General features: G+C 74.5%; 22 protein-coding genes. 11 read left to right on the forward strand and 11 right to left on the reverse strand.

The features are described 5' to 3' along the window. Positions 1–5: 5 nt before the first annotated feature. Together AB4039_RS01385 and AB4039_RS01390 are read right to left on the reverse strand one after the other, a co-directional pair. Positions 6–2,447, reverse strand: a complete 2,442-nt coding sequence (locus AB4039_RS01385) for a SpoIIE family protein phosphatase (RefSeq protein WP_266837207.1) — start codon at positions 2,445–2,447, stop codon at positions 6–8. Between the two features lie 44 nt (positions 2,448–2,491). Beyond that, complete coding sequence (locus AB4039_RS01390) at positions 2,492–2,980, reverse strand: flavin reductase family protein (RefSeq protein ID WP_442269777.1); 489 nt, start codon at positions 2,978–2,980, stop codon at positions 2,492–2,494. A 265-nt stretch (positions 2,981–3,245) separates the two neighbouring features. Here AB4039_RS01390 and AB4039_RS01395 point away from each other — a divergent pair, with 265 nt between their 5' ends. Then, a complete protein-coding gene (locus AB4039_RS01395) occupies positions 3,246–4,871 on the forward strand; it encodes an FAD-dependent monooxygenase (protein ID WP_442269778.1) in 1,626 nt (541 codons plus the stop codon). A 45-nt stretch (positions 4,872–4,916) separates the two neighbouring features. Here AB4039_RS01395 and AB4039_RS01400 read toward each other — a convergent pair whose 3' ends face one another. The 4 genes from AB4039_RS01400 to AB4039_RS01415 all read right to left on the reverse strand — a co-directional run bounded on the left by AB4039_RS01400 (position 4,917) and on the right by AB4039_RS01415 (position 8,968). Beyond that, entirely contained in the window at positions 4,917–6,341 is a 1,425-nt protein-coding gene (locus AB4039_RS01400) for an MFS transporter (RefSeq protein WP_266837213.1), read from the reverse strand. Between the two features lie 16 nt (positions 6,342–6,357). After that, positions 6,358–6,780, reverse strand: coding sequence for a universal stress protein (locus tag AB4039_RS01405; protein WP_266837215.1), 423 nt, complete (start codon positions 6,778–6,780; stop codon positions 6,358–6,360). 9 nt (positions 6,781–6,789) lie between these two features. Then, positions 6,790–8,301: an APC family permease gene (locus AB4039_RS01410; protein WP_442269779.1), complete on the reverse strand. Its 1,512-nt coding sequence runs from the start codon at positions 8,299–8,301 to the stop codon at positions 6,790–6,792. Positions 8,302–8,374: 73 nt separating this feature from the next. Then, positions 8,375–8,968 carry a histidine phosphatase family protein gene (locus AB4039_RS01415; protein ID WP_266837219.1) on the reverse strand — a complete coding sequence of 198 codons (594 nt, stop codon included), beginning with the start codon at positions 8,966–8,968 and terminating at the stop codon, positions 8,375–8,377. A gap of 167 nt (positions 8,969–9,135) precedes the next feature. Between AB4039_RS01415 and AB4039_RS01420 the strand changes: the two genes are divergently transcribed. Beyond that, positions 9,136–9,771: an RNA polymerase sigma factor gene (locus tag AB4039_RS01420; RefSeq protein WP_442269780.1), complete on the forward strand. Its 636-nt coding sequence runs from the start codon at positions 9,136–9,138 to the stop codon at positions 9,769–9,771. Here AB4039_RS01420 and AB4039_RS01425 read toward each other — a convergent pair. From AB4039_RS01425 to AB4039_RS01435, 3 genes are read right to left on the reverse strand one after another with little or no spacing between them, the layout of a single operon-like run. Continuing rightward, positions 9,671–10,708 (reverse strand): MerR family transcriptional regulator, encoded by a 1,038-nt coding sequence (locus AB4039_RS01425; RefSeq protein ID WP_266837223.1) that lies wholly within the window; start codon positions 10,706–10,708, stop codon positions 9,671–9,673. The two genes, AB4039_RS01420 and AB4039_RS01425, sit on opposite strands and share 101 nt — an antisense overlap. 5 nt (positions 10,709–10,713) lie before the next feature. After that, positions 10,714–12,099, reverse strand: coding sequence for a cryptochrome/photolyase family protein (locus AB4039_RS01430; protein WP_266837225.1), 1,386 nt, complete (start codon positions 12,097–12,099; stop codon positions 10,714–10,716). Continuing rightward, on the reverse strand, positions 12,096–13,748 hold the full coding sequence (locus AB4039_RS01435) for an SDR family oxidoreductase (protein WP_442269781.1): 1,653 nt from the start codon (positions 13,746–13,748) through the stop codon (positions 12,096–12,098). The genes AB4039_RS01430 and AB4039_RS01435 overlap by 4 nt, the downstream gene beginning before the upstream one ends. Positions 13,749–14,025: 277 nt before the next feature. Between AB4039_RS01435 and AB4039_RS01440 the strand changes: the two genes are divergently transcribed. From AB4039_RS01440 to AB4039_RS01480, 9 genes are all read left to right on the forward strand, one after another. Next, positions 14,026–15,315 carry an FAD-dependent oxidoreductase gene (locus AB4039_RS01440; protein ID WP_266837229.1) on the forward strand — a complete coding sequence of 430 codons (1,290 nt, stop codon included), beginning with the start codon at positions 14,026–14,028 and terminating at the stop codon, positions 15,313–15,315. Further along, the gene (locus tag AB4039_RS01445) at positions 15,312–16,073 is read left to right on the forward strand and encodes a DUF1365 domain-containing protein (RefSeq protein ID WP_266837231.1); all 762 of its coding nucleotides are present in this window, start codon (positions 15,312–15,314) and stop codon (positions 16,071–16,073) included. The genes AB4039_RS01440 and AB4039_RS01445 overlap by 4 nt, the downstream gene beginning before the upstream one ends. After that, complete coding sequence (locus tag AB4039_RS01450; protein ID WP_442269782.1) at positions 16,070–17,287, forward strand: class I SAM-dependent methyltransferase; 1,218 nt, start codon at positions 16,070–16,072, stop codon at positions 17,285–17,287. The genes AB4039_RS01445 and AB4039_RS01450 overlap by 4 nt, the downstream gene beginning before the upstream one ends. Before the next feature lie 56 nt (positions 17,288–17,343). Beyond that, positions 17,344–18,168 (forward strand): DUF1295 domain-containing protein, encoded by an 825-nt coding sequence (locus AB4039_RS01455; protein ID WP_266841459.1) that lies wholly within the window; start codon positions 17,344–17,346, stop codon positions 18,166–18,168. Between the two features lie 26 nt (positions 18,169–18,194). Further along, a complete protein-coding gene (locus AB4039_RS01460; protein WP_442269783.1) occupies positions 18,195–18,689 on the forward strand; it encodes an Lrp/AsnC family transcriptional regulator in 495 nt (164 codons plus the stop codon). A 46-nt stretch (positions 18,690–18,735) separates the two neighbouring features. Beyond that, the gene (locus AB4039_RS01465) at positions 18,736–19,413 is read left to right on the forward strand and encodes an HAD family hydrolase (protein ID WP_442269784.1); all 678 of its coding nucleotides are present in this window, start codon (positions 18,736–18,738) and stop codon (positions 19,411–19,413) included. Between the two features lie 149 nt (positions 19,414–19,562). Further along, a complete protein-coding gene (locus AB4039_RS01470) occupies positions 19,563–19,808 on the forward strand; it encodes a hypothetical protein (RefSeq protein WP_266837237.1) in 246 nt (81 codons plus the stop codon). A 17-nt stretch (positions 19,809–19,825) separates the two neighbouring features. Next, entirely contained in the window at positions 19,826–20,302 is a 477-nt protein-coding gene (locus AB4039_RS01475) for a hypothetical protein (protein ID WP_266837239.1), read from the forward strand. Between the two features lie 235 nt (positions 20,303–20,537). After that, positions 20,538–21,641, forward strand: coding sequence for an FAD-dependent oxidoreductase (locus AB4039_RS01480; protein ID WP_266837241.1), 1,104 nt, complete (start codon positions 20,538–20,540; stop codon positions 21,639–21,641). A gap of 70 nt (positions 21,642–21,711) precedes the next feature. Here AB4039_RS01480 and mltG read toward each other — a convergent pair whose 3' ends face one another. Beyond that, positions 21,712–22,563, reverse strand: coding sequence for an endolytic transglycosylase MltG (gene mltG / locus AB4039_RS01485; protein WP_266837243.1), 852 nt, complete (start codon positions 22,561–22,563; stop codon positions 21,712–21,714). A gap of 63 nt (positions 22,564–22,626) precedes the next feature. Then, entirely contained in the window at positions 22,627–24,609 is a 1,983-nt protein-coding gene (locus AB4039_RS01490; RefSeq protein ID WP_266837245.1) for an ABC transporter ATP-binding protein, read from the reverse strand. Positions 24,610–24,687: the final 78 nt, after the last annotated feature.

Consider the following 24,687-nt stretch of genomic DNA (forward strand, 5'->3'; position numbering starts at 1 on the left):
CCCGTTCAGGCGTCGTCGGGGACGCGGAGGTGCAGTACGCAGATGTCGTCGCGGTGGCGCGGCCGCAGGGCGGCGAGGGTCCGGGCGAGGGTTTCGCCCCGGCCCTCGCGCACGAGGCGCAGGGCGGTATCGGCGAGCCGGGCGAGGCCGGTTCCGATGTCCTCCCCCGGCTCCTCCACGAGGCCGTCGGTGTACAGCAGCAGGTGGTCCCCGGGCAGCAGATCGGTCACGGACTGTCCGTACTCGGACCCGAAGGCGGCGCCGAGGAGGACGCCCTTCGGCTGCGGGAGGAAGCCCGCCTCGTCGCCGCGGATCAGCAGGGGCGGCAGATGCCCGGCCCGTACCCAGGTCAGGCGCCGGTCCGAGGGCCGGTAGCGGCCCATCACCATGGTGGCGGTGGCGCCCCCGGACGACGGGTCGGCGGCGGTGTGGAGCAGCAGCCGGTTGAGCCTGGCCAGGACGTCGGGCAGCGCCGACCCCGTGACGGTCATTCCCTTGGTGGTGAACCGCAGCTGGGCCATGGTGCCGACGGCGGGCAGCCCGTGGCCGGCGACGTCCCCGACGACGAACAGGGCGCTGCGGTCGGGGAGTTCTATGGCGCTGTACCAGTCCCCGCCGACGTTGATCCCGCTGTCGGCGGGCGCGTAGGCGACGTCGACACAGAGGCCGGCGAGTTCCAGGGACTGTTCGGGGATCGGCAGCAGGGTGTTCTGGAGGCGGGCGGCGAGCGCGCGCTCCGCTTCGAACCTGCCGCGTTGGACGAGGACGTCGCGTTCGCTCTCCAGCAGGGCGCGTTCGGCGTCCTGCCGGGCGGTGACGTCCTGGAGGAGCCCGTGGACCTCGACCGCGCGGCCGTCGGCGTCGGGCTGCGCCTCGGCGACCATCCGGACGTGGCGCACGCCGTGGGCGGTGGTGATGCGGAAGACCTCGTCCACGGGCTCCGCCCGGTCCAGCAGCCGGGCGAGGGCCGCGCTCACCGCCGGCCGGTCCGCGGTCGGCAGGTGCCGGGGCAGGTCCTCCAGCCCCACGGGGCCCAGGACGGGGTCGCGGTCGAAGATCGCGTAGACCTGCTCGGACCAGACGGCGGTCCGCGCCACCGGGTTCCAGCCCGCCCAGCCGAGGTTGCCCAGCCGCTGCATGTCCGCCAGGCGCCGGGCTTCCCGCTCGTCGCCGTCGTGCCGGACCCAGGACACGACCAGGTGCTCCCCCAGCACGGTCGCCCGGACCGTGTACACGGACCGCTTCGGTACCCCGGCGAGCACCTCCTCGTAGATGAACGGTTCGCTTTCGTAAGGCCTTCCCGTCGTCAGCGCGTCCAGGTAGCCGTCCCACACGGCGGTGCCCGCCACGGTGGGATACGTCTCCAGGACGCGCAGGCCCACGAGTTCCCGGCCCCGGCGTCCGGCCACGTCGACCGAGTCCGGGGCGGCCGCGTCGATCCGGTAGTCCTCCACTTCGCCGGAGGCCCCGCGCAGGGGGGTGAGCAGGACGGTGGGCGCGGACAGGGCGTCGAGGACCCGCTGGACGGCGTCCGCGTCGACGGGGGCCCCACCGGGCTCCGCCGTGTTGCCGGTCGCGGTGGGGCCGGAGTGTTCGAAAGCGCGGAGCGGGCCGCCGCAGAGCCGTACGGCGCGCCGCAGCAGGTCCCTGGTGGGCGGGTCGAAGGGCCCCGGTCCGGTCCGCAGGAAGCCGATGACGGCCCCGGGCAGCCCGTCTCGGGACAGGGGCAGCCAGGCGCGCGCGGGCCAGCGGTCCGGTGGGCCTATCAGCAGGTGGTGCCGGGCGTCGCGGACCGGATCCTGCAGCCACACCGGCTCGCCGCCGGTGAGGGCCTGGAGAACCGCGAGCCCGACGAGCGGCGGGAGGTGGCGCCATTGACCGGCCACCACGTCGCCCACGCCGGCGTGACCCACCAGCTCCAGGGTGCCGCCCGGGGTGGTCACGTAGATCATCACGGCGTCCAGGTCGGGGACCTGCGCCTGGGCCAGCTCCCCGCGGAGCAGCTCGGCGACGTCGTCGCCGGTGCGCGCGCACACCAGCCCTTCGGCCAGCCGGGCCAGGAGCGTGGCGGCGGCCGTCGGGCCGGGGGTTGCGCGGGTACGGGGGGACGACCTGGTCGGCGTCGGCACGGGCACCGGCACCGGCACCGGCGGATCCGGCGGGGACGGCGGCGGGGAGTCCGCGCCCGCCCGGCCCAGGGTGATCCAGCACTCTTCCAGGACGCTCCGGCCACGCCGCGCGGCGTGCTCGACGAGCCGCTCGTGGGCGGCCTCGGCGGAGATCCCCAGCCGGCCCATGAGCACGCCTTCGGCCCGCTCCACGACCACCGCGGTCGCGATGGCGCCCTTCAGGTCCACGACCTCCGAGCGCAGCCTGGCGACGGTCCTGGCCAGTGCGAGGACCTCGGGTGCCGTGCCGTTGCCGACGGACGCAGCATCGCTGTCCATGCGACGAGCATGGCACGTGTGGCGCCCCGGTGGTGGCCCGCCGGTCAGGCGGGGTGCCCGGGCCGCAGGTCACGGACGTCCTGGTAGCGCAGCACCGGGGACGGCGGGCCCTTCCCGGGCGGGCACTCCTCGACGGGCGACAGGACGAAGCCCACGTGGTCCCCGCCCCCGACGCACCGCTCGACACGGCCGGTGAACCACGTGCGCACCTCGTTCAGCACCGGACTGCCCTCCCGTCCGGGCCGCCAGCCGGTCCGGGCGAACTTGTCCTCCCGGTCCCCCGTCCGCCCGCCGAAGAGCTCCGCCAGCGCCCGTTGGTCCCGCGACAGCAGGTGCACGGTCAGGTACGCCGCCCCGCGCGCGACCCGGTACGTGTGGTTCGCCGTGGACAGCCAGACGACGAAGCGCGGCGGGTCGATGGAGCACTGGGAGGCGAAGCCGACCAGGCAGCCCGCCCGCGCCCCGTCGGCCGCGGCCGTGACCACGTACACCGGGCCGTCCAGCACCTCGGTGAAGGCATCCAGCCCCGCCACGGCGCCACCTCCCTGGGCCGGCGGTTTCAGGCCCCTGGTCCGCGGCTACCCGGCGCGGCTCCCGGCAATCGGGCCGGATGCGCTCGCGGTCCTGCTCGCGGTCCTCTGGGCCGCCTCCGAGCAGCAGTGCGGCGAGCCGGGGCGGGCGGCCCGCAGGCTCCGGGAGACCGTTCGCGCACGGGACGAGGCCTGAACGGGACACCGGCCCCGGTGGCCGGACGGCACTCCGCTCGCCGGGGGGCGGAGCGGCGGCGACGATGAGAAGGTGCACGGCGCATCGGTGGACGTTCTGGTCGCGGGCGCGGGCCCGGTGGGCCTGACCGCGGCGATCGAGTTGCGCCGGCGCGGGGTCGGCTGCCGGCTCGTGGAGCGGCTGCCGGAGCGGATGCCGTACGCGAAGGCGGTGGGCATCCAGCCGCGCACGCTGGAACTGTGGGACCGGATGGGGCTGGTGCGGGCCGTGCTGGACGCCGCGATCCCGATGCGCGGGCAGCTGACGTACGTCGACGGCCGGGAGCAGGACCGGTTGGAGATGGCGCTGCCGGCGGGCGTCCCCTACGGTTTCGCCGCGCTGCCGCAGAACGAGACCGAGCGGCTCCTGGAGGAGTTCCTCGCCCGTTTCGACACCCGGATCGAGCGGCGCACCGAACTGGTCTCCTTCGCGCAGGACGCCGACGGGGTGACCTGCCGGCTCGTCGGACCGGACGGCGAGGAGGAGGTGCGCACCCGGTTCCTGGTGGGGTGCGACGGGGCCCACAGCACGGTCCGCAAGGGGCTCGGCCTCACCTTCGAGGGCGCGGCGTTCCCCGAGGAGTACATGCTGGCCGACGTGGTGGTGGACTGGGACCTGCCCCACGCGTACGGGGTCCGGTCCCTGCACCACGATGCCACCGGCGCCGTGGACGACCTGCTGGTGTGCATTGCGCTTCCGGGTCCGGGCCGGTACCGGGCGTCGATGCTGGTGCCGCCGGAGCTGTCCTCCCCGTCGGTCGGCGAGGACGGGGTGGCACACGGTCTGGAGGGTGGCCGGGCTCCCGGGCTGTCCCACGTGCAGGCGGTCCTGGACCGTCTGTCGCCGCAGCCGGTGACCGCCTCCGGCCTGCGCTGGTCCTCGGTCTTCCGGATCAGCCACCGGATCGTCGACCGGTACGGGGACGGGCGGGTCTTCGTCGCCGGGGACGCGGCGCACATCCATCCCCCGACCGGCGCGCAGGGCATGAACACCGGTATCCAGGACGCCTGGAACCTGGCCTGGAAGCTGGCCCTGGCCGTCGACGGGACCGCGCACCCGCAACTGACGGCCAGTTACGACGCCGAGCGCCGGCCGGTCGGCGAAGAGGTCGTCGGGCGGACCGTGCGACACGCGAACCAGGGCATGCGCGCCGGTGGCGAGGACCTGACCACCGTACTGATGCGCGAGGCGCAGCTGCTCGTCACCTACCCGGACAGCCCGCTCGTGCGCCCGCCGGATCCGGACGGCGCCGGCCCCGGACCGCGCCCCGGCGATCGCGCCCCCGACTGCGCCGGGCTGATCGGGCGCATCGAGAGCGGGCCCCTGCGCCTGCACGAGCTGTTGCGCGGCAGCGAACACGTGCTGCTGGTCTGCGCCGACGGCCCGCAGGCCCCCTGCGTCCCCGAACTCGCCGCACTGACCGGCGGGTTGCCCGCGGGACGGCTCACGGCGTACGCGGTCCTCACCGAGGGCGGGACCGCGTCCGCCTGGGCCCCGATGCCGGTGTACCTCGACGGACTCGGCGAGTTCCACCGGGTCTACGGGGTCCGGGAGCCGACCGCCTTCGTGGTCCGGCCGGACGGCCACCTCGGGGCCCGGCTGTGCCCGCCGACGGCCGGGGAGCTGTCGGCGTACCTGTCGGGGGTGTTCGGCAGCTGAGCCACCGGCGCCGGGCCACCGGCGCCGGGCCACCGGGTCGCGGTCCTAGGAACTCTCCGGGACCACGGCCGGGGCCGGAACCCGGCGGACGACGGCGGCCATGCCGGCGGCGCCCAGCACGGCCAGCAGGGCGGCCGCGCGCAGGACGGTCTCGATGGCGGGGCCGTCCGAGGCGGCCCCCGCGACGGAACCGCTGATCACCTCCAGGACGGTGGAGGCGACGGCCACCGCGACGGCCCCCAGCAGGACGAGGGAGGTCAGGACGAGCCCGGAGGCGGCCGCGAGGCGACCGGGCGGGACGTAGGACTGGGTGGCGACGTTGGTCAGTGCCCAGGCGAGCCCGACGCCGACGCCGACCACCGCGAACACGGCGGTGTAGACGACGAGCGAGGTCACCAGCGTCAGGACGAACAGGCTGACTCCGCTCAGCAGCATCCCGGCGGCCATCAGCCGCTCGGGGCGCACGCGCAGGGCGAGGTGGCCGGACCAGTAACTGGCGGCGCCGGCACCGACGGACAGGGCCAGGAAGATCAGTCCGGAGTCCAGGGGCGAGAGCCCGCGCGCCTGCTGGAGGTAGAGGGCCGAGAACACGGCGACGAGGCAGTACACGACGTTGGACAGGGATCCGGCGAGGGTGACGGCGACGAAGGGGCCGTTGTGCAGGAGTTCCAGGTCCAGCAGGGGCTGCGGGCTGCGCCGCTCGATCAGGACGAACACGGCCAGCAGGGCCGCACCGCCGACGAGGCAGCACAGGGTCGCCGGGGAGCCCCACCCCCAGTGCGCGCCCTGGTCCACGCCGGTCATCAGGGCCGTCAGGCCGCCCGCGAGCGTCACCACGCCGGGCGGGTCCAGGCCGCGCCCGGCCTCCTCGTCCCGCGTCTCGGGAACGAAGCGCAGCAGGAGCAGGGCCGCGGCGAGGGCGAAGGGCACGTTGAGCAGGAACACGGCGCGCCAGCTGACGTGCTCGGCGAAGGCCCCGCCGACGAAGGGTCCCAGGGCGGTGCCGACGGCGCTGAAGGCGAGGACGGTGCCGACGGCACGGCCCTGCCGTTCGTCGCGGAAGTACGCGGTGACCACGGCTACGGACACGGGAAGGATCAGTGCGGCGGTGCACCCCTGCACGAAGCGTCCGGCGGTGAGCCAGGCGGTGTTCCGCGCGGCGGCGCACACCACCGAGACGAGGGCGAAGCCGGTGAGCCCGCAGACGAGCACCCGCCGCCTGCCGAAGAGGTCGGCGGACCGGCCGCCGGTGACCATCAGGGCGCCGAGGGTCAGCATGTAACCGCTGACCAGCCATTGGAGGTTGGTGGTGGGGGTGTCGAACTCGCGCCCGATGACGGGCAGCATCAGGTTGAGGGCGAACCAGTCCATCTGGACCAGCAGCATCGAGATCGCGGCGGCCGCGATCACCGCCCGGTCCCGGCCGTGGAACAGCCCGCGCCTCCCGTTCGCCGCCGCCGGCTTCGTCATTCCGTCCTGCCCCGGCCTACGCTTCGTCCGCCGTCGGCACGCAGAGCACCGGGACGGGCGAGAGGTGCAGCAGCTTGTGCGGGGTGGAGCCGAGGAGGGCGCCGCGGATCGGGCTGTCGCCCCAGGTGCCGACGATGATCACCCGGGCGTCGTGGCGTTCGGCGGCGTCCAGCAGCGCCTGGGCGGGCTTGTCGTCGACCACCTCGACGGTGGAGGGGACCCCGGCCTCGTCGGCGGCCTCGACGGCCCGCGCCAGGGCGCTGCGGCCGGCCTGGAGGACGGCCTCGCGGTGGGCCCGGTACTCCTCGCCGGTGGCTCCGGGCGCGGCGGCTCCGTAGACGAGGACCAGCGGTTCCCCGAAGGCGGTGGCGACCTCCAGCGCGACGCGCAGGGCACGTTCGGCGCCGGGGGACTCGTCGTAACCCAGGACCACGGACATCCGGCCTCCTCAGGACTTCCCGGCGCGTACGAGGGCCGGGTCGACCACGCCCCGGCGCTCCTGCCAGAACCGGCCGTCGCGGATCCGCCAGAAGCACATGAGGAGGAAGCCGGCGACGGCGATCCCGATGCCGATGACGAGGGGCGGGCCGAGGCCGAACCAGGAGACCCCGCCCGCGGAGTTCGCCGGGTTCGACATGTCGCCCACGGACTCCACCAGCAGCCAGGTCAGCRGGCCCGCGCCGACCAGCGGGCCGAGGCCGATGAGGAGGAAGTTGTGCGCGTTCTCCAGCAGGTGGCGGCGGTAGTAGACGGCGCAGGCCACACCGGTGAGGCCGTAGTAGAAGGCGATGAGCAGGGAGAGCGCGGTGAGGGAGTCGAGGAGGGCGTTCTCGCTGATCTGGTTGACGGCGAGGTACCAGACGATGGCGATGGCGGCCACCCACCAGGTGCTCACGTCGGGGGTGCGGAAGCGGGGGTGGATGTGCGCGAGGTGTGGCGGGAGGGCGTGCCGGCGGGCCATCGACAGGGCCGTCCGGGAAGCGGGGATGATCGTCGTCTGGGTGGAGGCGAGGGCGGAGGTGCAGACGGCGAGGAGCACCATCCAGTCCCAGCCGCCCATCACCTCGTGCGCGAGGACGGCGAAGACGGCCTCCTCCTCGCCGGCGTTCTGGGCGAGGAACTCGGTACCGGCGTAGGCGACGACGGCGTAGCCGACGGACAGGTAGGTCACCAGGAGGACGATGGTGGACCAGATGCCCGCCTTGCCGGGCGCGGTGGCGGAGTCCTCGACCTCCTCCGTGAGGTTCACGGCCGACTCCCAGCCCCAGTAGATGAAGACGCCGAGCAGCAGTCCCCCGGTGAGCGCGGTGCCGCCGGCGCCGAAGGGGTTGAGCCAGCTCAGGGAGGGCGGGGTGCCGTCGAGGGTGCTGGTGCCGGCGTAGACGCGGTAGAGGGCGACCACGGCGAACGCGAGCAGGAAGAAGACCTGGGCGAGGATCAGGACGTCCTGGAGCCGGGCGGACATCTCGGTGCCGATGACACAGATGGCGGTCATCGCGAGGATCACCAGGACGCTCAGGCCCTGCCGGACCAGCTGGTTCGCGGCCAGGCCGTCGAGCCCGGCGGCGAGCAGGCCGAAGTGGACGGCGACGTCCGCGAGGGAGCCGATGACGAGTACGCCGGTCATGGTGATGGCCCAGCCGCCGAGCCAGCCGGCCCAGGGGCCCATCGCGCGGGTCACCCAGGAGAAGGTGGTGCCGCAGTCCTGGTCGACCTTGTTGAGGTAGTAGAAGGCGGCGGCGATCAGCAGCATCGGGACGAAGGACGCGAGCATCACGCCCGGCGCGTAGACCCCTACCAGGGCCACGATCGGTCCGATGACGGCGGCCAGGGAGTAGGCCGGGGAGGTGGAGTTCAGACCGATGACGAGGGCGTCGAGGAAGCCGATGGCGTTGGCCTTCAGGCTCGCGTCGGCGTCGGGGAGGGTGCTGCCCGGTGCGCCGTGGTCGCCGTCGTCCATGTACGCATCGTCATGCACCGGGCCCGGCCGCGCGAGGCGGACGGGCCCGGCCGGGGACGCGCGGTGCCGCGGTTCAGGGGCGGGTGTTCCACCCGGCCACGACCGGAAGTCCGTGTTCCGTGGACAGCACGCTGACCGTGCCGGTGCGCAGCAGGAAGAGCCGGCCGTCCTGCGGGGACAGACCGAGGTAGCGGGCGGTCAGGACGCGCAGGAAGTGTCCGTGGGCGACGAGCACCACGTTGCCCCGGTCCTCGCGCAGCACCGCGCCGGCCCGCGCCAGCACCCGGTCCGCGCGGGCGCCGACCTGGGCGGCGCTCTCCCCGGGGTGGTGGGCGTCGCCCTGCGGGACCCCGTCCGTCCACAGCGACCAGTGGGGCACGGTCCGTTGGATCTCGGCGGTGGTGACGCCCTCGTAGCCGCCGTAGTCCCATTCGTGGAGGTCGGGGTCGGGGACCCCGTCGCGGAGCCCGGCGAGCCGGGCGGTGGCCACGGCTCGGCTCAGCGGGCTGGTCAGCACCAGGGCGGGTTGCCGGTCGCGGAAGAAGGGGGCCAGCGAGATGGCCTCCTCGACTCCGCGCGCGGTCAGCGGCACGTCGGTGAGGCCCGTGTGCCGCCCGTTGGCGCTCCAGGCCGTCTCCCCGTGACGCACCAGCAGAAGATCACTCATGCTCCGGACCCTAGCTCGATCTTCGGTTCCGTCACAGGCTCACGGCCCGGCCGCGGAGGGCGGGGCCGGGGCCGGCGCTTGAAGTGCCTGGGGCCGTACGCCGAGACTGATTCGCTGCGAAATCGCTGCAACTTTCCTCCGTCCCCGGTGGTGGCGAGGCTCGTGGCATGGACGACCCTTCCCGCACCACCGAACGGGACACCGCCCTCTCCGCCGGGTTCGCGGCGGGGGACGAGTGCGTCGTGGAGGCGGTCTACCGGCGCTGGCGGCCCCTGGTGCACTCGCTCGCCCGGCGTTCCCTGGGCGACGACCGCGAGGCCGAGGACGTGACCCAGCAGGTGTTCCTGGCAGCCTGGCGGGGCCGCGACGGCTACCGGCCCGGTCCGGGCGGGCTCGGCGCCTGGCTCACCGGGATCACCCGGCACAAGGTGGCCGACGCCCTGGAGGCCCGCGCCCGGCGGGCCCGTGCGGTGGCGGCCGCGGCCGTCGCCCTCGCCGGCGACCCGCATCCGCTCGGCCCGCACCCCGGCACGCCCGGCTCGGCCGGATGGCCCGGCCCGGAACAGGCCCTGGACCGGCTGCTGGTGGCCGGGGAGCTGGCCCGGCTGCCGTCGGCGCAGCGGCACGTGCTGTGGCTGGCGTTCTACGCCGACCTCAGCCAGAGCCAGATCGCCGCCCGCACCGGCCTCCCGCTGGGCACCGTCAAGAGCCACATGCGGCGGGCGCTGCGCGTCCTGCGGCAGGCCCTGGACCCCGACCGGCCCCCTGCCCCGGTCCCGGCCGGGCTGCCAGCGCCGCGATGACGGCGGCGCCCGACCGCAGCCCGAACAGCCGCTCGGCGCGCGGCAGCGGGTGCGGGCCGTCCCAGCCGGGTCCGGCCAGCAGCAGCGCCGGGCGGCCTCGCGCCCCGGGCGGCCCCCACGCGATGCCGGCCACCGAACGGGCCAGGGCCCGGTCCGCCGTCGTACGGGACTGCGACCAGAGCACGGCCGCGCAGGGCCCGGTCCGCCGTACCGCGTCCCGCAGCGCCTCGGCGGGCAGGGCGGCGCCGAACATCCGTACCGGCACGCCCAGTTCCGCGAGCGCGGCGGCCAGTGCCTCGATCGGCAGGCTGTGCAGCTCCCCGGGCACGCAGGCGAGGAGCACCGGGGGTGTGTGCGCCCGCTCGGGGGCGGGGCGCACCCGGTGCAGGGCGGCGGAGACGTGCCAGGACAGCAGGTGCTCCACCTCGACGTACCGCTCCCCCGCCGAGGCCCATTTGCGGCCCACGGCGTGCAGGGTCGGCGCGATGATCTCCTCCCAGGCGGTGACCGGGCCGTGTTCCGCGACGGCGGCGTCCAGCAGGTCCGCCACCGCCGGCGCGTCCAGGCGTACGGCGGCCCGCGCGAGCCCCCTGGCCTCCGGCCGCACCTCCCCGAGGGGGAGGGCCCCGGGCCCGCCCGGCGTCACGGCCGCCGCCCTCTCCCCCGCGCGGGCGGCGGGTGCTTCGCCGAGCGCGGCCCGCGCCGCCTCGGACGGGGGCACGCCCCGCGCGGTGAGCCGGCACATCTCGTCGAGGCGGGCGACGTCCTCGGGGGTCCAGCGGCGGTGGCGGCCGTCCTCGCGGCGGGCCGGGCCGATGGCGTAGCGGCGTTCCCAGGAGCGCAGGGTGGTCGGCGAAACCCCCAGGCGGCGGGCGACGGCGCCCGTGCTCAGGGCGGGTTCGGGGGGCGGCGGCACGGGGGCCGGCACGGGGTCCACCCGGCTCACGATACGGTGCCGGGCCGCCCCTGGCGGAAGCGGCCGAGGCCGTCGGCGAGGTCCACGACGGGGTCCGGGTAGCCGAAGCGGGCCCGTTCCAGGCCGGGCAGCCGCCAGGGCTCGTGGACGCGGGGCGCGGGCAGGTCGGCGAGTTCGGGCACCCAGCGGTGGACGTAGCGGCCCTCGGGGTCGTAGCGCAGGCCCTGCCGGACGGGGTTGAGGACCCGGTTGGGGCGGGTGTCGGTGCCGGTGCCGGCGACCCACTGCCAGTTGAGCTGGTTGTTGGCCACGTCCCCGTCGACGAGAAGGTCCAGGAAGTGGCGGGCGCCGGTGCGCCAGTCCAGGTAGAGGGTCTTGGCGAGGAAGCTGGCGGCCAGCAGGCGGCCCCGGTTGTGCATCCAGCCCTCGTGGCGCAGCTGGCGCATGGCCGCGTCGACGACCGGGTAGCCGGTGCGGCCGTCCTTCCAGGCCTGGAGCTCCTCCTCGGCTTCGGGACCGGTGCGCCAGCGGTCGTGGCGGGCCCGGTAGTCCTCGGCCGCGGTCTCGGGGCGGGCGGCGAGGACCTGGTGGTGGAAGTCGCGCCAGCACAGCTGGCGGACGAAGGCCTCGGCGCCGGCGCCGCCGGCGCCGCGGGCGCGGTGGACGGCCTCGGTGGGCGAGAGGGTTCCGAAGTGCAGGTGCGGGGAGAGCTTCGAGGTGGCGTCGCCGGCGAGGTCGTCGTGGGTGTCCTCGTAGCGGGTGATGCCCGAGCGCAGCCAGTTGGTCAGCAGCCGGCGGGCCTCGGTCTCGCCGCCGCGGGCGAGCCCCGGGGAGGTCCCGGTGACGGCGGAGCGGCGGGGCAGCGGCTCGGAGCCGAGGGCCTCGGGAACCCGTACGGTGCGGGGCGCGGGCTCGGCCGGCCTGAGGGGCAGTTCCGTCCAGCGGCGCAGGTAGGGCGTGAAGACGGCGAAGTGGTCGGCTCCGGAGCCGGAGGGCAGCACCGTCCCCGGGGCCACCGCCGTGACCACGGTGTCGTGGACGTAGAGCCGCCGGCCCTGGGCTTCGAGAGCCTCGCGCAGGCGTTCCTCGCGGGCGTGGGCGTAGCCGCTGACCCCGGCGGCCATGTGCACCTCGTCGGCGTCGGCCTCCTGGACCAGGGCGCAGACCTCGGCGACGACGTCCCCGGAGCGCAGCAGGAGGCGGCCTCCGCGCTCGCGCAGGGCGGCGTCGAGGTCGGCGAGGCAGTCGGCGAGGAAGGCCAGCCGGTTGGGTGCGGCGAAGGCGGAGTCCTCGATGACGCGGTCGCGGACGAAGAGCGGGGCGACCCGGTCGCCGCAGGAGAGGGCCGCCCGCAGGGGTGGATGGTCGTGCAGGCGCAGGTCGGAGGTGTAGAGGACCACGGCGGTGTTCATGCTCTCGGCTCCGCGTCAGGGCTGTGGGCATCGGTTGTCGGGGGTTCTTCGGCGCGGGGGGCCGTTCCGGATGCGGCGCCGGGGGGTGAAGCGGACCCGGGGGCGCGGGAGGGTGCGGGCCCGGACCCCGATGCGGCCCGTTCGGCGGCGCCGACGATGTTGCGGGCCATGCCGCCGAAGACGACGGCGTGGAAGGGGGACACGCTCCACCAGTACAGGTGTCCGAGCAGCCCGTGCGGGTGGAACAGGGCCCGCTGCCGGTACAGGGCGCGCGGAGGGGCGGGATGCGCGGAAGGGCCCGGGGCCGCGGCGGAGCCGGGCGCGCGCGGGTCGGCGTACAGCTCCAGCCAGGCCAGCCCCGGCAGCCGCATCTCGGCGCGCAGGCGCAGCAGACGGCCCGCTTCGATCTCCTCGACCCGCCAGAAGTCGAGGGAGTCGCCCACCCGCAGCCGGGCGGCGTCGCGGCGGCCGCGCCGGATGCCGGCCCCTCCGACGAGCCGGTCCAGCCAGCCCCGTACGGCCCAGGCCAGGGGGAAGGAGTACCAGCCGTTCTCCCCGCCGATGCCCTCCACCACCCGCCACAGCGCGTCCGGCGGGGCGTCGACGGGCAGTTCCCGCTCGTCGGTGTAGAGGCTGCCGCCCGCCCAGTCGGGGTCGGTGGGCAGCGGGTCGCTGGGCGCGCCGGGCAGGGAGGCGGAGGACCAGCGGGTGGTGACCTTGGCCTCGCGCACCCGTTGGAGGGCCAGCGCGAGGGCCCGGTCGAAGCCGATCGGGGAGCCGGGCGGGTCGGGGACGTACGCGGCGATGTCGTGCTCGTCGCAGACCACCTCGTGGCGCAGGGATTCGGCGAGCGGCCGGGCGAGCGAGCGCGGGACGGGGGTGACGAGTCCGATCCAGTGGCTGGAGAGCCGCGGCGTCAGCATGGGGACGCGCACGATGAGCCGTCTGGGCAGCCGCGCCACGGCGGCGTAGCGGCGCATCATCTCCTCGTACGTGACCACGTCCGGTCCGCCGATGTCGAAGGAGCGGCTGACCTCGGGGGGCATGGCGGCGCTGCCGACGAGGTAGCGCAGGACGTCGCGGACGGCGATGGGCTGGATGCGGGTGCCGACCCAGCTGGGGGTGACCATGACGGGCAGCCGTTCGGTGAGATAGCGCAGCATCTCGAAGGAGGCGGAGCCGGAGCCGATGATGACGGCGGCGCGCAGGACGGTGGTGGGCACCCCGGAGGCGAGGAGGATCTCACCGACCTCGGCGCGCGAGCGCAGGTGTGGGGAGAGCGCGTCGCGGGGTACGTCCGCGGGGAGGAGGCCGCCGAGGTAGACGATCCGCCGGACTCCGGCCGCGCGGGCCTCTTCGGCGAAGGTCCGGGCGGCGGCGCGGTCGCGGTCCTCGAAGCCGTGGCCGGTGCCGAGGGCGTGGACGAGGTAGTAGGCGACGTCGATGCCGCGCAGGGCCGCCGCCAGCGACGCGGGGTCGGTGACGTCCCCGCGCACCACTTCGGCGCGGCCCGCCCAGGGGTGGTCGCGCAGCCGCTCCGGGGAGCGGGCCAGGCAGCGGACGCGGTGTCCGGTGTCGAGGAGTTCGGGCACCAGGCGGCCGCCGATGTAGCCGGTGGCCCCGGTGACCAGGCAGTGCGGGCCTGTCATGGGCTGTCTCCGCTCGTCGTTCCCCCGCCGTCGGCCGCCCCCGGGCCCCTCACGGGCCCGTAGGGGATTCGGGTTGGGCGGCGCTTTCGGATGCGGCGGGACCGGACCCGGCGCGGCCCTCCCGGACGGTGACGCCTCACGGTGAGGCTTCGGTGACGCTCCGGCGCCCCGGGGGCGGCGTGTACGGGACCCAGCCTGCCTTCCTCCGTACGGTTTCGCCCCACGACACATCCGACACCCCCTCCGGCTCCGAAGTGAGCGTGAAGGAGGGAGCGAGATGACCGAGCGAGGACGACCGCGCACGGCCGTGATCGGCGGGGGCGTGTCCGGGCTGACGGCGGCGTACGTGCTGGCCAGGAGCCATGCGGTGACCCTGTACGAGGCCGACGACCGGCTGGGCGGGCACGCCCACACCCATCCGGTCAAGGGCCCCGACGGCCTGGTCCGGGGTGTCGATTCCGGTTTCATCGTCCACAACGACCGCACCTACCCGCACCTGCTGCGGCTCTTCGGTGAGCTGGGGGTGGCCACCCGTCCCACGACCATGAGCCTGTCGGTGCACTGCGAGGGCTGCGGGCTGGAGTACGCGGGGGCGCGCGGGCCGAGGGGGTTGTTCGCCCGGCCCGGGAGCGCGCTGCGGCCCGCCTACCTGCGGATGCTCGCCCAGGTGCCGGTCTTCCACCGGCGGGCCCGGCGGCTGCTGGCCACTGCGCCCGGGGCCGGACCGGAGCCGACCCTGGGCGAGTTCCTGGAGCGGGGCGGCTTCGGACCGTACTTCACCGGGCACTTCGCGATCCCGCTGGTGGCCTCGGTGTGGTCCTGCCCGCCGGGCGGGGCGCTCGCGCATCCGGCCCGCTACCTGTTCCGGTTCCTCTCCCACCACGGCATGCTGTCGGTCGGCGGCTCCCCGAGCTGGCGTACGGTCGAGGGCGGTTCGGCGCGGTACGTGGAGCGGGTCCGCGAGGCGCTGGGTCCGGGCGCCGTCCGTTCCGGCGTCCGGGTGCGGTCACTGGCCCGCACCCCGGGCGGGGTCTGGCTCACCACCGCCGACGGGGCGTCGGCCGCGTACGACTCGGTGGTGGTCGCCGTCCACGCCGACCAGGCGCTGCGCATGCTGGCCGATCCCACCGACGCCGAGCTGGCGGTGCTCGGGGCCTTCCGCTACTCCCGCAACCGCACGGTGCTGCACACCGACGACTCCGTGCTGCCGGGTGCCGCGGGGGCGCGGGGCTGCTGGAACTACCGGCTGTCCGGGTGCCGGCCGGCCGGAGAGGTACCGGTGCAGGTCAGCTACGACATGGACCGGCTCCAGGGGCTGGCCTCTCCGGAACCGTACGTGGTCACGCTGAACGCCGGGACCGGGCGGGTGCGGCCGGACCGGGTGGTGGCGGAGATGGACTACGAACACCCGCTGTACACGCCGGATTCGGTGGCGGCGCAGCGGCGGCTGCCCGAGCTGTCGGGGCCGGTGACGGCCTTCGCGGGGGCGTACCACGGCTGGGGCTTCCACGAGGACGGCTGCCGTTCGGGCGTGGCGGCGGCCGCCGCGCTGGGGGTGGACTGGTGACGGGCGGGCCGCGCGCGCCCCGGGCGGCGGGCGCCGCGCTGTACGAGGCCGACGTCCGGCACGTGCGCACCGGCGGGCACCGCTACGCCCTGCGCCACCGCACCTTCCTGTGGCTCGTGGACCTGGACGCGCTGCCCGTGCTGCCCCCGCCGCTGCGGGCGCTGGCCCGGTTCGACGCGCGGGACCACTTCGGCGGCGGCCTCCCCTCGATCCGGGCCGGCCTGGACGGCTTCCTCGCGGCGCGCGGGGCCGCTCTGCCACCGGGGTCGAGGGTGCTGATGCTGGCGCACGCCCGGGTGTTCGGGTACGTCTTCAACCCGCTCTCGGTGTACTGGTGCCACGGCCCGGACGGGGCGCTGCGGCAGATCGTCGCCGAGGTGCACAACACGTACGGGGAGCGGCACTGCTACCTCCTCGGCCCGGAGGCCGCCCGGGAGGCCCGCGTCCCCAAGGAGTTCCACGTCTCCCCCTTCCTGGAGGTGGACGGGGACTACCGGATGCGGCTGCCCGAGCCGGGCGGACTCCTCGATCTGACGGTCCGGCTGGCGGGCGGGGCCGACGGCGCCCGGCTGACGGCGACCGTGCGCGGCCGGCGCCGCCGAGCGGGGGCGCGCGGCCTGCTGTGCGCCCTGGTGCGCCACCCCTGGCCCACGGCCGCGGTGGCGGTGGGCATCCGTTTCCACGGCGTCCGGCTGTGGCTGCGCGGGCTGCCCGTGCTGCCGCGGCCCCGCCACGTACCCCAGGAGGGTGTGAAGTGACACTGACGACGCTTCCGGCCGTGCCGCCCTGTTCCCGGACGAGGGCGGCCGTGGGCCGGCTGATCATCCGCCGGGCGCTGGACCGGCTCCCGCTCCAGGTGAACATGGGACCCGAGGGCCTCCTGGGGCAGGGTGGCCCGGCGATGGCGGTCCACGACCCGGCCGCCTTCGAGCGCCGGATCGCCGCAGAGGGACTGATCGGGTTCGGCGAGTCGTACGTCGCCGGGGAGTGGGACGCCCGCGATCCGGTGGCGGTGCTGACCGTCCTGGCCGGGCACGTCTCCGCGCTGGTCCCGGCTCCGCTCCAGCGGCTGCGGGGGCTGTGGGCGGCCCGGCAGCCGGTGGAGCGGCGCAACACCCGGGCCGGCTCCCGTACCAACGTCGAGTGGCACTACGACCTGTCCAACGAACTGTTCGCCCAGTTCCTCGACCCGACGATGACGTACTCCTCGGCAGTGTTCCGCGCCCTGCCCGCCACGGAGGCCGAGCTCCCCGCCGCCCAGCACCGGAAGATCGACATGCTGCTGGACCTGGCCGGGGTGGGCCCCGACACCCGGCTGCTGGAGATCGGCACGGGCTGGGGCGAACTCGCGGTCCGGGCGGCCCGGCGCGGTGCCCGCGTGGTGACCCTGACGCTCTCGCGGGAGCAGCGGGAGCTGGCGCTGCGGCGCATCGCGGCGGCGGGTGTGGCGGACCGGGTGGACGTGCGGCTGTGCGACTACCGGGACGCGCTCGGCTGGTACGACGCGATCGTCAGCGTGGAGATGATCGAGGCGGTCGGCGTCGAGTACTGGCCGGTGTACTTCCGCGCGCTGGACCGGCTGCTGGAGCCGGGCGGACGGGTGGCGCTCCAGGCGATCACCATGCCGCACGAACGGATGCTGGCCACGAAGGACACGTACACCTGGATCCAGAAGTACATCTTCCCCGGCGGGATGCTGCCCTCGGTGCGGGCGGTGGAGGAGATGGCACGGGCGCACACCGGGCTGCGGGTCGTACGGTGCGAGGGCTACGGGGCCCACTACGCGCAGACCCTGCGGCTGTGGCGGGAACGGTTCGCGGAGCGGTCCGAGCGGGTGGCGGAGCTCGGCTTCGACGAGCGGTTCCGGCGGATGTGGACCTTCTACCTCGCCTACTGCGAGGCCGGGTTCGCCTCCGGGTACCTGGACGTCCACCAGTTCCTGCTGATGGGCGGCGAAGGCGGCGGACGGTGAACTGGGGTCCTTTCGGGGTCAACCTGGCCGTGGCGGCCGGCGCGGCCCTGGGCGTCATGCTGCTCGCCTTCGCGGTGGGGGTGCGCAGGGGCACCCACCGGGTGGTGGACGTGGCCTGGGGCCTGGGCTTCGCCGCCGTCGCGGTGGCCACGTACGGGATGTCGGGCGGGGGCGGCGGGCGGGGACTGCTGCTGACCGTGCTCACGGTGGTGTGGGGGCTGCGGCTGGCCGGGCACATCGCGTGGCGGGGACGGGGGCGCGGGGAGGACCCCCGGTACGAGCGGATGCTGGCACGGGCCCCGGGGAACCGGAACCTGTACGCGCTGCGGATGGTGTACCTGCTTCAGGCGGCGCTGGTGTGGCTGGTGTCGCTGCCGGTGCAGGCGGGTGCGTACGTCGACCACGGGTGGGGCGGGGCCGGCGGGCCGGGTGGGTACGGCGGCCCGGGTGGGACCGGCGGCCCGGGTGGCCCGGCCGGCCTCGCGGTGGCGGGGAGCGTGCTGTGGCTCTGCGGGATCGTCTTCGAGGCGGTGGGCGACCACCAGCTGGCCCGGTTCACCGCGGATCCCGCGAACCGGGGCAGGATCATGGACCGGGGGCTGTGGTCGTGGACCCGGCATCCGAACTACTTCGGCGACTTCTGCGTCTGGTGGGGGCTCTTCCTGATCGCGTGCGGGTCGGCGCAGGCGGCCGCGGTGTCCCTCGTGTCCCCGCTGGTGATGTCCTGCCTGCTGATCGCGGGAAGCGGTAAGCGGCTGCTGGAGCGGCACATGGCCGGCCGGCCGGGCTACGCCGCGTACCGGGCCCGGACCAGCGGGTTCCTGCCGTGGCCGCCGAAGCGGGGCGACATCCGGGCTCACGGTCGCGCCGGAAAGGGGTGATCCCGGGCCATTGGTACAGTCCTGGCATGGCGGTGGACGAACTCGACACCCTGATCCTGCGCCTGCTGATCGAGCAGCCGCGCACCAGCGTCCGCGAGTACGCCCGGATCCTCGGCGTGGCCCGCGGCACCCTCCAGGCCCGGCTGGACCGGCTGGAGCGGACCGGGGTGATCACCGGGACCGGGCCCGCCCTCTCGCCCGCCGCACTGGGCCACCCCGTCCTGGCCTTCGTGCACATCGAGGTCACCCAGGGGCACCTGGACGAGGTCGGCGACGCGCTCGCCGCCGTCCCGGAGATCATCGAGGCCTTCTCGATCACCGGTGGCGGGGACCTGCTGACCCGCGTGGCGGCCCGGGACAACGCCCATCTGGAGGACGTGATCCAGCAGCTGATCCGGCTGCCGGGGGTGGTCCGCACCCGTACCGAGGTGGCCCTGCGCGAGCGGGTGGCCCACCGACTACTGCCGCTGGTCGAGTCCGTGGGCCGGGAAGCGGCGGGACGAGCGGTCCGCAAACCCTGACAGGATGTCGTGGACAGGTACACGACGGACAGGACAGGCAGAACGGATGATTTCTGTCATATTCGATCTCGATGGCACCCTCGTGGACAGCGAGCCGAACTACTACGAGTCGGGCCGCCTCACCCTGGAGCGTCACGGGGTCCCCGATTTCACCTGGGAGCAGCACTCCCGCTTCATCGGCATCGGCACCCTGGAGACACTGGAGATCCTCAAGGAACGCCACGGGCTCGACGCCCCGGTGGAGCAGCTGCTCGCGGAGCAGAACGCCGCCTACCTGGAGCTGGCCCGCGCCCGCACCGAGGCCTTCCCGGAGATGCGGAGGTTCGTGGAGCTGCTGCACGCGCGGGGCGTACCGATGGCGGTGGCCTCCGGCTCCTCGCGCGAGGCGATCGACGCGGTACTGGCGGGCACCGGGCTGGACGCACTGCTGACCACGGCGGTCTCGGCCGAGGAGGTCGCGCGGGGCAAGCCCGCCCCGGACGTGTTCCTGGAGGCGGCCCGCCGGCTCGGCGCCGCGCCGGCCGACTGCGTGGTCGTGGAGGACGCGGCGCCGGGCGCCCGGGCCGCGCACGCCGCCGGCATGGACTGCCTGGCGGTCCCCTACGTTCCGGACACCGCCGACGATCCGGCCTTCGCCGGCGCGGGTCTGCTCTTCGCGGGCGGGCAGCGGGAGTTCAGCGCGGAGAGGGCCCGCGCATGGCTGTTCTCCCGCACGTCCGCCTGAGCCCCTCCCCCCGCCCTCCCGGGCCCCGCCGCCGGGTCGAAGAACGGCTTGAACTGCCCCAGAGAACTGCCCCCTCGGCCCGCCCGCCGCTCCTACGCTCGGGCCCTCGGCGGCGGGAGAGCACGCCGCCCGGACCAGGAGAGGGCTCGATGGAAATGAACCGGAACAAACTGGCGGCCGGCGGCGCCGCGGTCGTGATGGCGGCGGGGATCGCGATGACCGCGGTCGGCACGGCGAACGCGGCCCCGGGCGGCGCCCGCATCACCTCGGTGGAGCAGCTGCACCAGAACCTCGCGCAGGCGGTGGAGCGGGAGCAGGCCCTCGGACTCCAGGGCACCCTCGGCGACCCCGTCGGCCGTGAGGTCCTGGCGTCGAGCGACGCCGTCGCCGGCTGACGGGCCGGGTGAGCACCGTGGGAAGCGACCAGACGGCGACGGCACCGGCGACCTGGTGCCCGAGCGGCGAGGCCCGGGCCCCGGAGTCCGTGGTCCTCGGCGTGCGTTCGGCGGCCGACGGCCAGGTGGTCTACCTCGCCGATCCGGTCCCGGCGTCCGAGGTGCTCGGCACCCTCCCCGAGGGGATCGAGCCGACCCGGGTCCTGCGCTTCGCCTCGCACTGCGTCTCCGCCTGCGCCAACCGGCGGGGCGACGACTGCTCCCTGGTGGAGCGGGTCCTGACCCTGCCCTCGGCCACGGCGGACACCCGTGCGGTCCCGCGGTGCCACCTGCGTACGCGGTGCCAGTGGTGGCAGCAGTCGGGGGTGGCCGCCTGCCGGCGCTGCCCGGCCGTCACCACGGCCACCTTCCGGGAGGACGAACTCGCCACCCTGGTCGCGGACCCGTCCACGACACCGGAGCAACTGGCCGCCTGGATAGCGGATTCCGCCTGACCTCCGGCGCACCCGCAACGGCACGGCAGCGCACCGCGCGTGACCTGACGTGACGCCCCCGTGCGGCGACGTTCCCCCGCCGCCGCACGGGGGCTTCGCGCGTCACGCCCGGTCCGGCATCGCAGACGGGGCGTCCATGGGGCGAGAGACGCATCGAGTCGCTCCGGAGCCCCGGCGGCGCGGGGCCTGCCGGCGGGAGGGGAAGAGCGGGGGGCCGCCCCGAGTTAGTAGAACCGTGAACGAAATGGCGCGGGACGCGGCAGAGGTGGACGTGGTGGTCGTCGGGGCCGGACAGGCGGGTCTGTCCGGCGCGTACCACCTGGCCAGGGCGGGGATCGAACACGTGGTCCTGGACCACGCCCCGCGGCCGGGCGGCGCCTGGCAGTTCCGCTGGCCCTCGCTCACCTACGGCAAGGTCCACGGCATGCACGCCCTGCCCGGCATGGAACTGGTCGACGCCGATCCGCTGCGGCCCTCGTCGGAGGTGATCGGCGCGTACTTCGCGGCGTACGAGGAGCGCTTCGGCCTGCGCGTCCGCCGGCCCGTGGACGTGAAGGCGGTGCGCGACGCCGGCGACGGCCCGGCCGGCCGGCTGCTCGTCGAATCGACGGCGGGCACCTGGTCGGCGCGGGCGCTGGTCAACGCCACCGGCACCTGGGACCGGCCGTTCTGGCCGCGCTACCCGGGCCAGGAACTGTTCCGGGGCCGACAGCTGCACACGGCGAACTACCCCGGACCGCAGGAGTTCGCCGGGGCCCGCGTCATCGTGGTCGGCGGCGGCACCTCGGCGGTGCAGCACCTGCTGGAGGTTGCCGAGGTGGCCGCGGAGACCACGTGGGTCACGCGCAGGCCCCCCGTGTTCCGCGAGGGGACCTTCGGGGAGGCCGAGGGCCGGGCGGCGGTGGCACTGGTGGAGGAACGGGTCCGACGCGGGCTGCCCCCGCAGAGCGTGGTCAGCGTGACCGGCCTGCCCCTCAACGAGGCCGTCCGGGCGGGGCTCGCCTCCGGGGTCCTGGAGCGACGGCCCGTCTTCGACCACCTCACCGCCTCCGGGGCCGCCTGGGCGGACGGCAGCCGGGTGGAGGCCGACGTGATCCTCTGGGCCACCGGCTTCCGGGCCGCCGTCGACCACCTGGCCCCGCTGCGGCTGCGCGAGCCGGGCGGCGGCATCCGGGTCGAGGGCACCAGGGCCGTACGGGACGAGCGCGTCCACCTGATCGGCTACGGCCCGTCGGCCTCGACGATCGGTGCCAACCGCGCGGGCGCCACCGCCGTCCGCGAGATCCGTCGCCTGCTGGACCGGGAGCCGGCCGCCCCACGGGTCGGCGGCGGCGGGTGAGAACCCGCGCGGATGCACGGAACGTCCGCCGGGCCGGGGTCCTGAGCCCCCGGGGTCGGGGCCGGGGGGCTCAGGACCCCCGGGGCGCGGGCGCTCCCGCCGCCGCCCGGAGACGGTTGAACTCCGCCACGTGCTTCTTGTGCTCCTCGTAGGTGGTCGAGAAGCGGGTGTCGCCCGGTTTCACCGTGACGAAGAACAGCCAGTCGCCGGGGGTCGGCGCGACCGCCGCCGCCATGGCGCGCAGGCCGGGGCTGTCGATCGGGGTGGGGGGCAGGCCCTGGCGTTCGTAGGTGTTGAACGGGTGGTCGATCCGGGTGTCGCTCAGCTTGGTGTCGAGGGTGCTGCGGTTGAGCGCGTAGTTGAGGGTGGAGTCCATCTGGAGCGGCATCGACTTCGCCAGCCGGTTGTGCACGACGCGCGCGACCTTGCCCATGTCCGCCGGTGTCTGGGCCTCCGCCTCGATGATGCTGGCGAGGGTGGCCGTCTGGTACGGGGTCATCCCGTGCGCCTTGCCGCCGTCGGCGACGGCCTTGGTGGCGAGGTTCCGGTTCGCCGTCTCCACCATGTACGCGAGCAGCGCGGTCGGGGTGGACTTCGAGGTCACGGGGTACGTGGCCGGGAAGAGGTAGCCCTCCGGGTTGCCCTTGGCCTCCGCCGGCAGGGCCAGTGCGGCCGTGGCGACGGCCTTCTTCGTGGCACCGACGGGGAGCCGGAGCTCGTGGTCGATGGCGGCGTAGACCTGCGGGGCCCGCCAGCCTTCGGGGATCAGCAACTGGCGCGGTTTCTCGGGCGGTTCCTCGCGGGGCAGCAGCGGAATCAGGACGGCAGCCCCGAGCCCGAGCAGCATGCCGAGGAAGAGCGCCAGGCGGCCCCGGCGGGTGAGCCGGGAACGGCGTGGTGGCGGCCGGTACTCATCATGCATACGGGCACGCTAGAGCGTATACCGCCCTCTTTACGGCATTACCCACCCGAACCAGTCATACGATCACACGTTCACCGGAGTCGGCATCGGCTCCCCCGGCATACCCCGGCCCGCGCCTTCGGTCGTGCCCGCGGTCGCGCTTTCGGTCACTCTTTCAGTCGCGTCTTCGGACCTGCCCGCGGTTGTGGCCGCGGTTGTGGCCGCGACAGGCTCGCGCACTCCCGGCGCCGCCTGTGCTGCGTCGTGATCCCGGCGGACCAGCGCGGCGTAGCGGCCTCCGGCCCCCAGCAGTTCCTCGTGCGTGCCGCGCTCGGCGATCCTGCCCGCGTCCAGAACCACGATCTGGTCGGCGTCCCGGACGGTGGAGAGCCGGTGCGCGATGGTGATGGTGGTGCGACCCCGGGAGAGGTTGTCGATGGCCCGCTGCACGGCGTGCTCGGTGCGGGTGTCGAGGGCGCTGGTCGCCTCGTCGAGGATGAGCACCGGCGGATCGCGCAGGATCGTACGGGCGATGGCAAGCCGCTGCTTCTCGCCTCCGGAGAAGCGGTAGCCGCGCTCGCCGACCAGGGTGTCGTACCCGTCGGGCAGGGATTCGATGTGGTCGTGGATCTGGGCCGCCCGCGCCGCCTCGGCGATCTCCTCGTCGGTGGCGTCCGGTTTGGCGAAGCGCAGGTTGTCCCCCACTGAGGCGTGGAAGAGGTAGGTCTCCTGGGAGACCACGCCTATGGAGCGGGCCAGCGAGTCGAAGTCGAGGTCGCGCACGTCCACCCCGTCGAGGGCGACCCGGCCGCCGGTCACGTCGTAGAGCCGGGGCACCAGGTAGCTGAGGGTGCTCTTGCCCGAGCCGGTCGGGCCCACCACGGCGAGGGAGCCGCCGGCCGGGACGGTGATGTCGATGCCGGTGAGGGTCGGGCCGTCCTTGGCCTCGTAGGAGAAGTGCACGTCCTCCAGGCGGATCTCACCCTTCGCCCGGTCCAGCTTCACGGGAGCCTCGCGCTCGGTGATGTCCACCGGCAGGTCGAGGTACTCGAAGATCCGGGCGAACAGGGCGAGCGAGGTCTGGATCTGCACACCCGTCGAAAGGAGGCTCACGGCGGGCCGGAACAGGCCCTGCTGGAGCGTGACGAAGGCGACGAGGGTGCCGACGGAGAGCGAGGGGGCACCGGTCTGCAGAGCGATGCCCGCAGCCCAGTAGATGAGCGCGGGCATGGCGGCCATGACGATGCCGATGGTCGACATCCGCCAGCGCCCGGCCATGCTGGAGCGCACCTCCAGCCCGACGAGCTTCTCGGACTCCTCGGAGAAGGCCTTGGTCAGGGAATCGGACCGGCCCATGGTGCGGCCGAGGAGGATGCCGCTCACCGAGAGGGATTCGGTGACGGTGGCCGCCATGGCCGCCATCTGCTTCTGACGCTGCGTGGTGATCTTCTTGCGCTCGCGGCCCACGCGGCGGCTGATCCACACGAAGAGCGGCAGCAGGAGCAGGGAGACCAGCGTGAGCCGCCAGTCGAGCGCGAGCATGGCGACGACCGAGGCGATGACGGCGGTCAGGTTCGACACGAGCGAGGTCGCCGTCGAGGTGACCGTCGCCTGCATGCCGCCGATGTCGTTGGCTATCCGTGACTGCACCTCGCCGGTGCGGGTGCGGGTGAAGAAGGCCAGCGGCATCCGCTGGAGCTGGGCGTAGACGGCGGTGCGCAGGTCGTGCATGACGCGCTGGCCGACCGTGGTGGAGATCAGGGTCTGGAGCACACCGAACACGCTGGTGACGACGGCCGTGAGGATCATGCCCAGCGCGAGCAGGCTCAACAGGCCGGTACGCCCCTCGGGTATCGCGACGTCCAGGATCGCCTTGAGCAGGAACGGCGAGGCGACGCCGACCAGCGAGGAGGCGCCGACCAGGGCGCCGACCACGGCCAGGCGCCCGCGGTAGGGCCGGAACAGGCCGAGGATCCGCCGCAGCTCGCGAGGCCGGTCCGCCGGACCCGGACGGGTGGGGTCGAGGGATTCGTTCGATGGGGTCCACTTCGGTTCTTCGGGGCGCATGGGCCTCCTTCTGACGAGACTCCGATGAGCATAGCTCATTGTTACCTATGCTCACAATGAATCCGGTCCTGGTACTGT

Origin of the sequence: Streptomyces sp. M-16 (assembly GCF_052114405.1) — a bacterium.
In the GTDB taxonomy this organism is placed as follows: Bacteria; Actinomycetota; Actinomycetes; order Streptomycetales; family Streptomycetaceae; genus Streptomyces.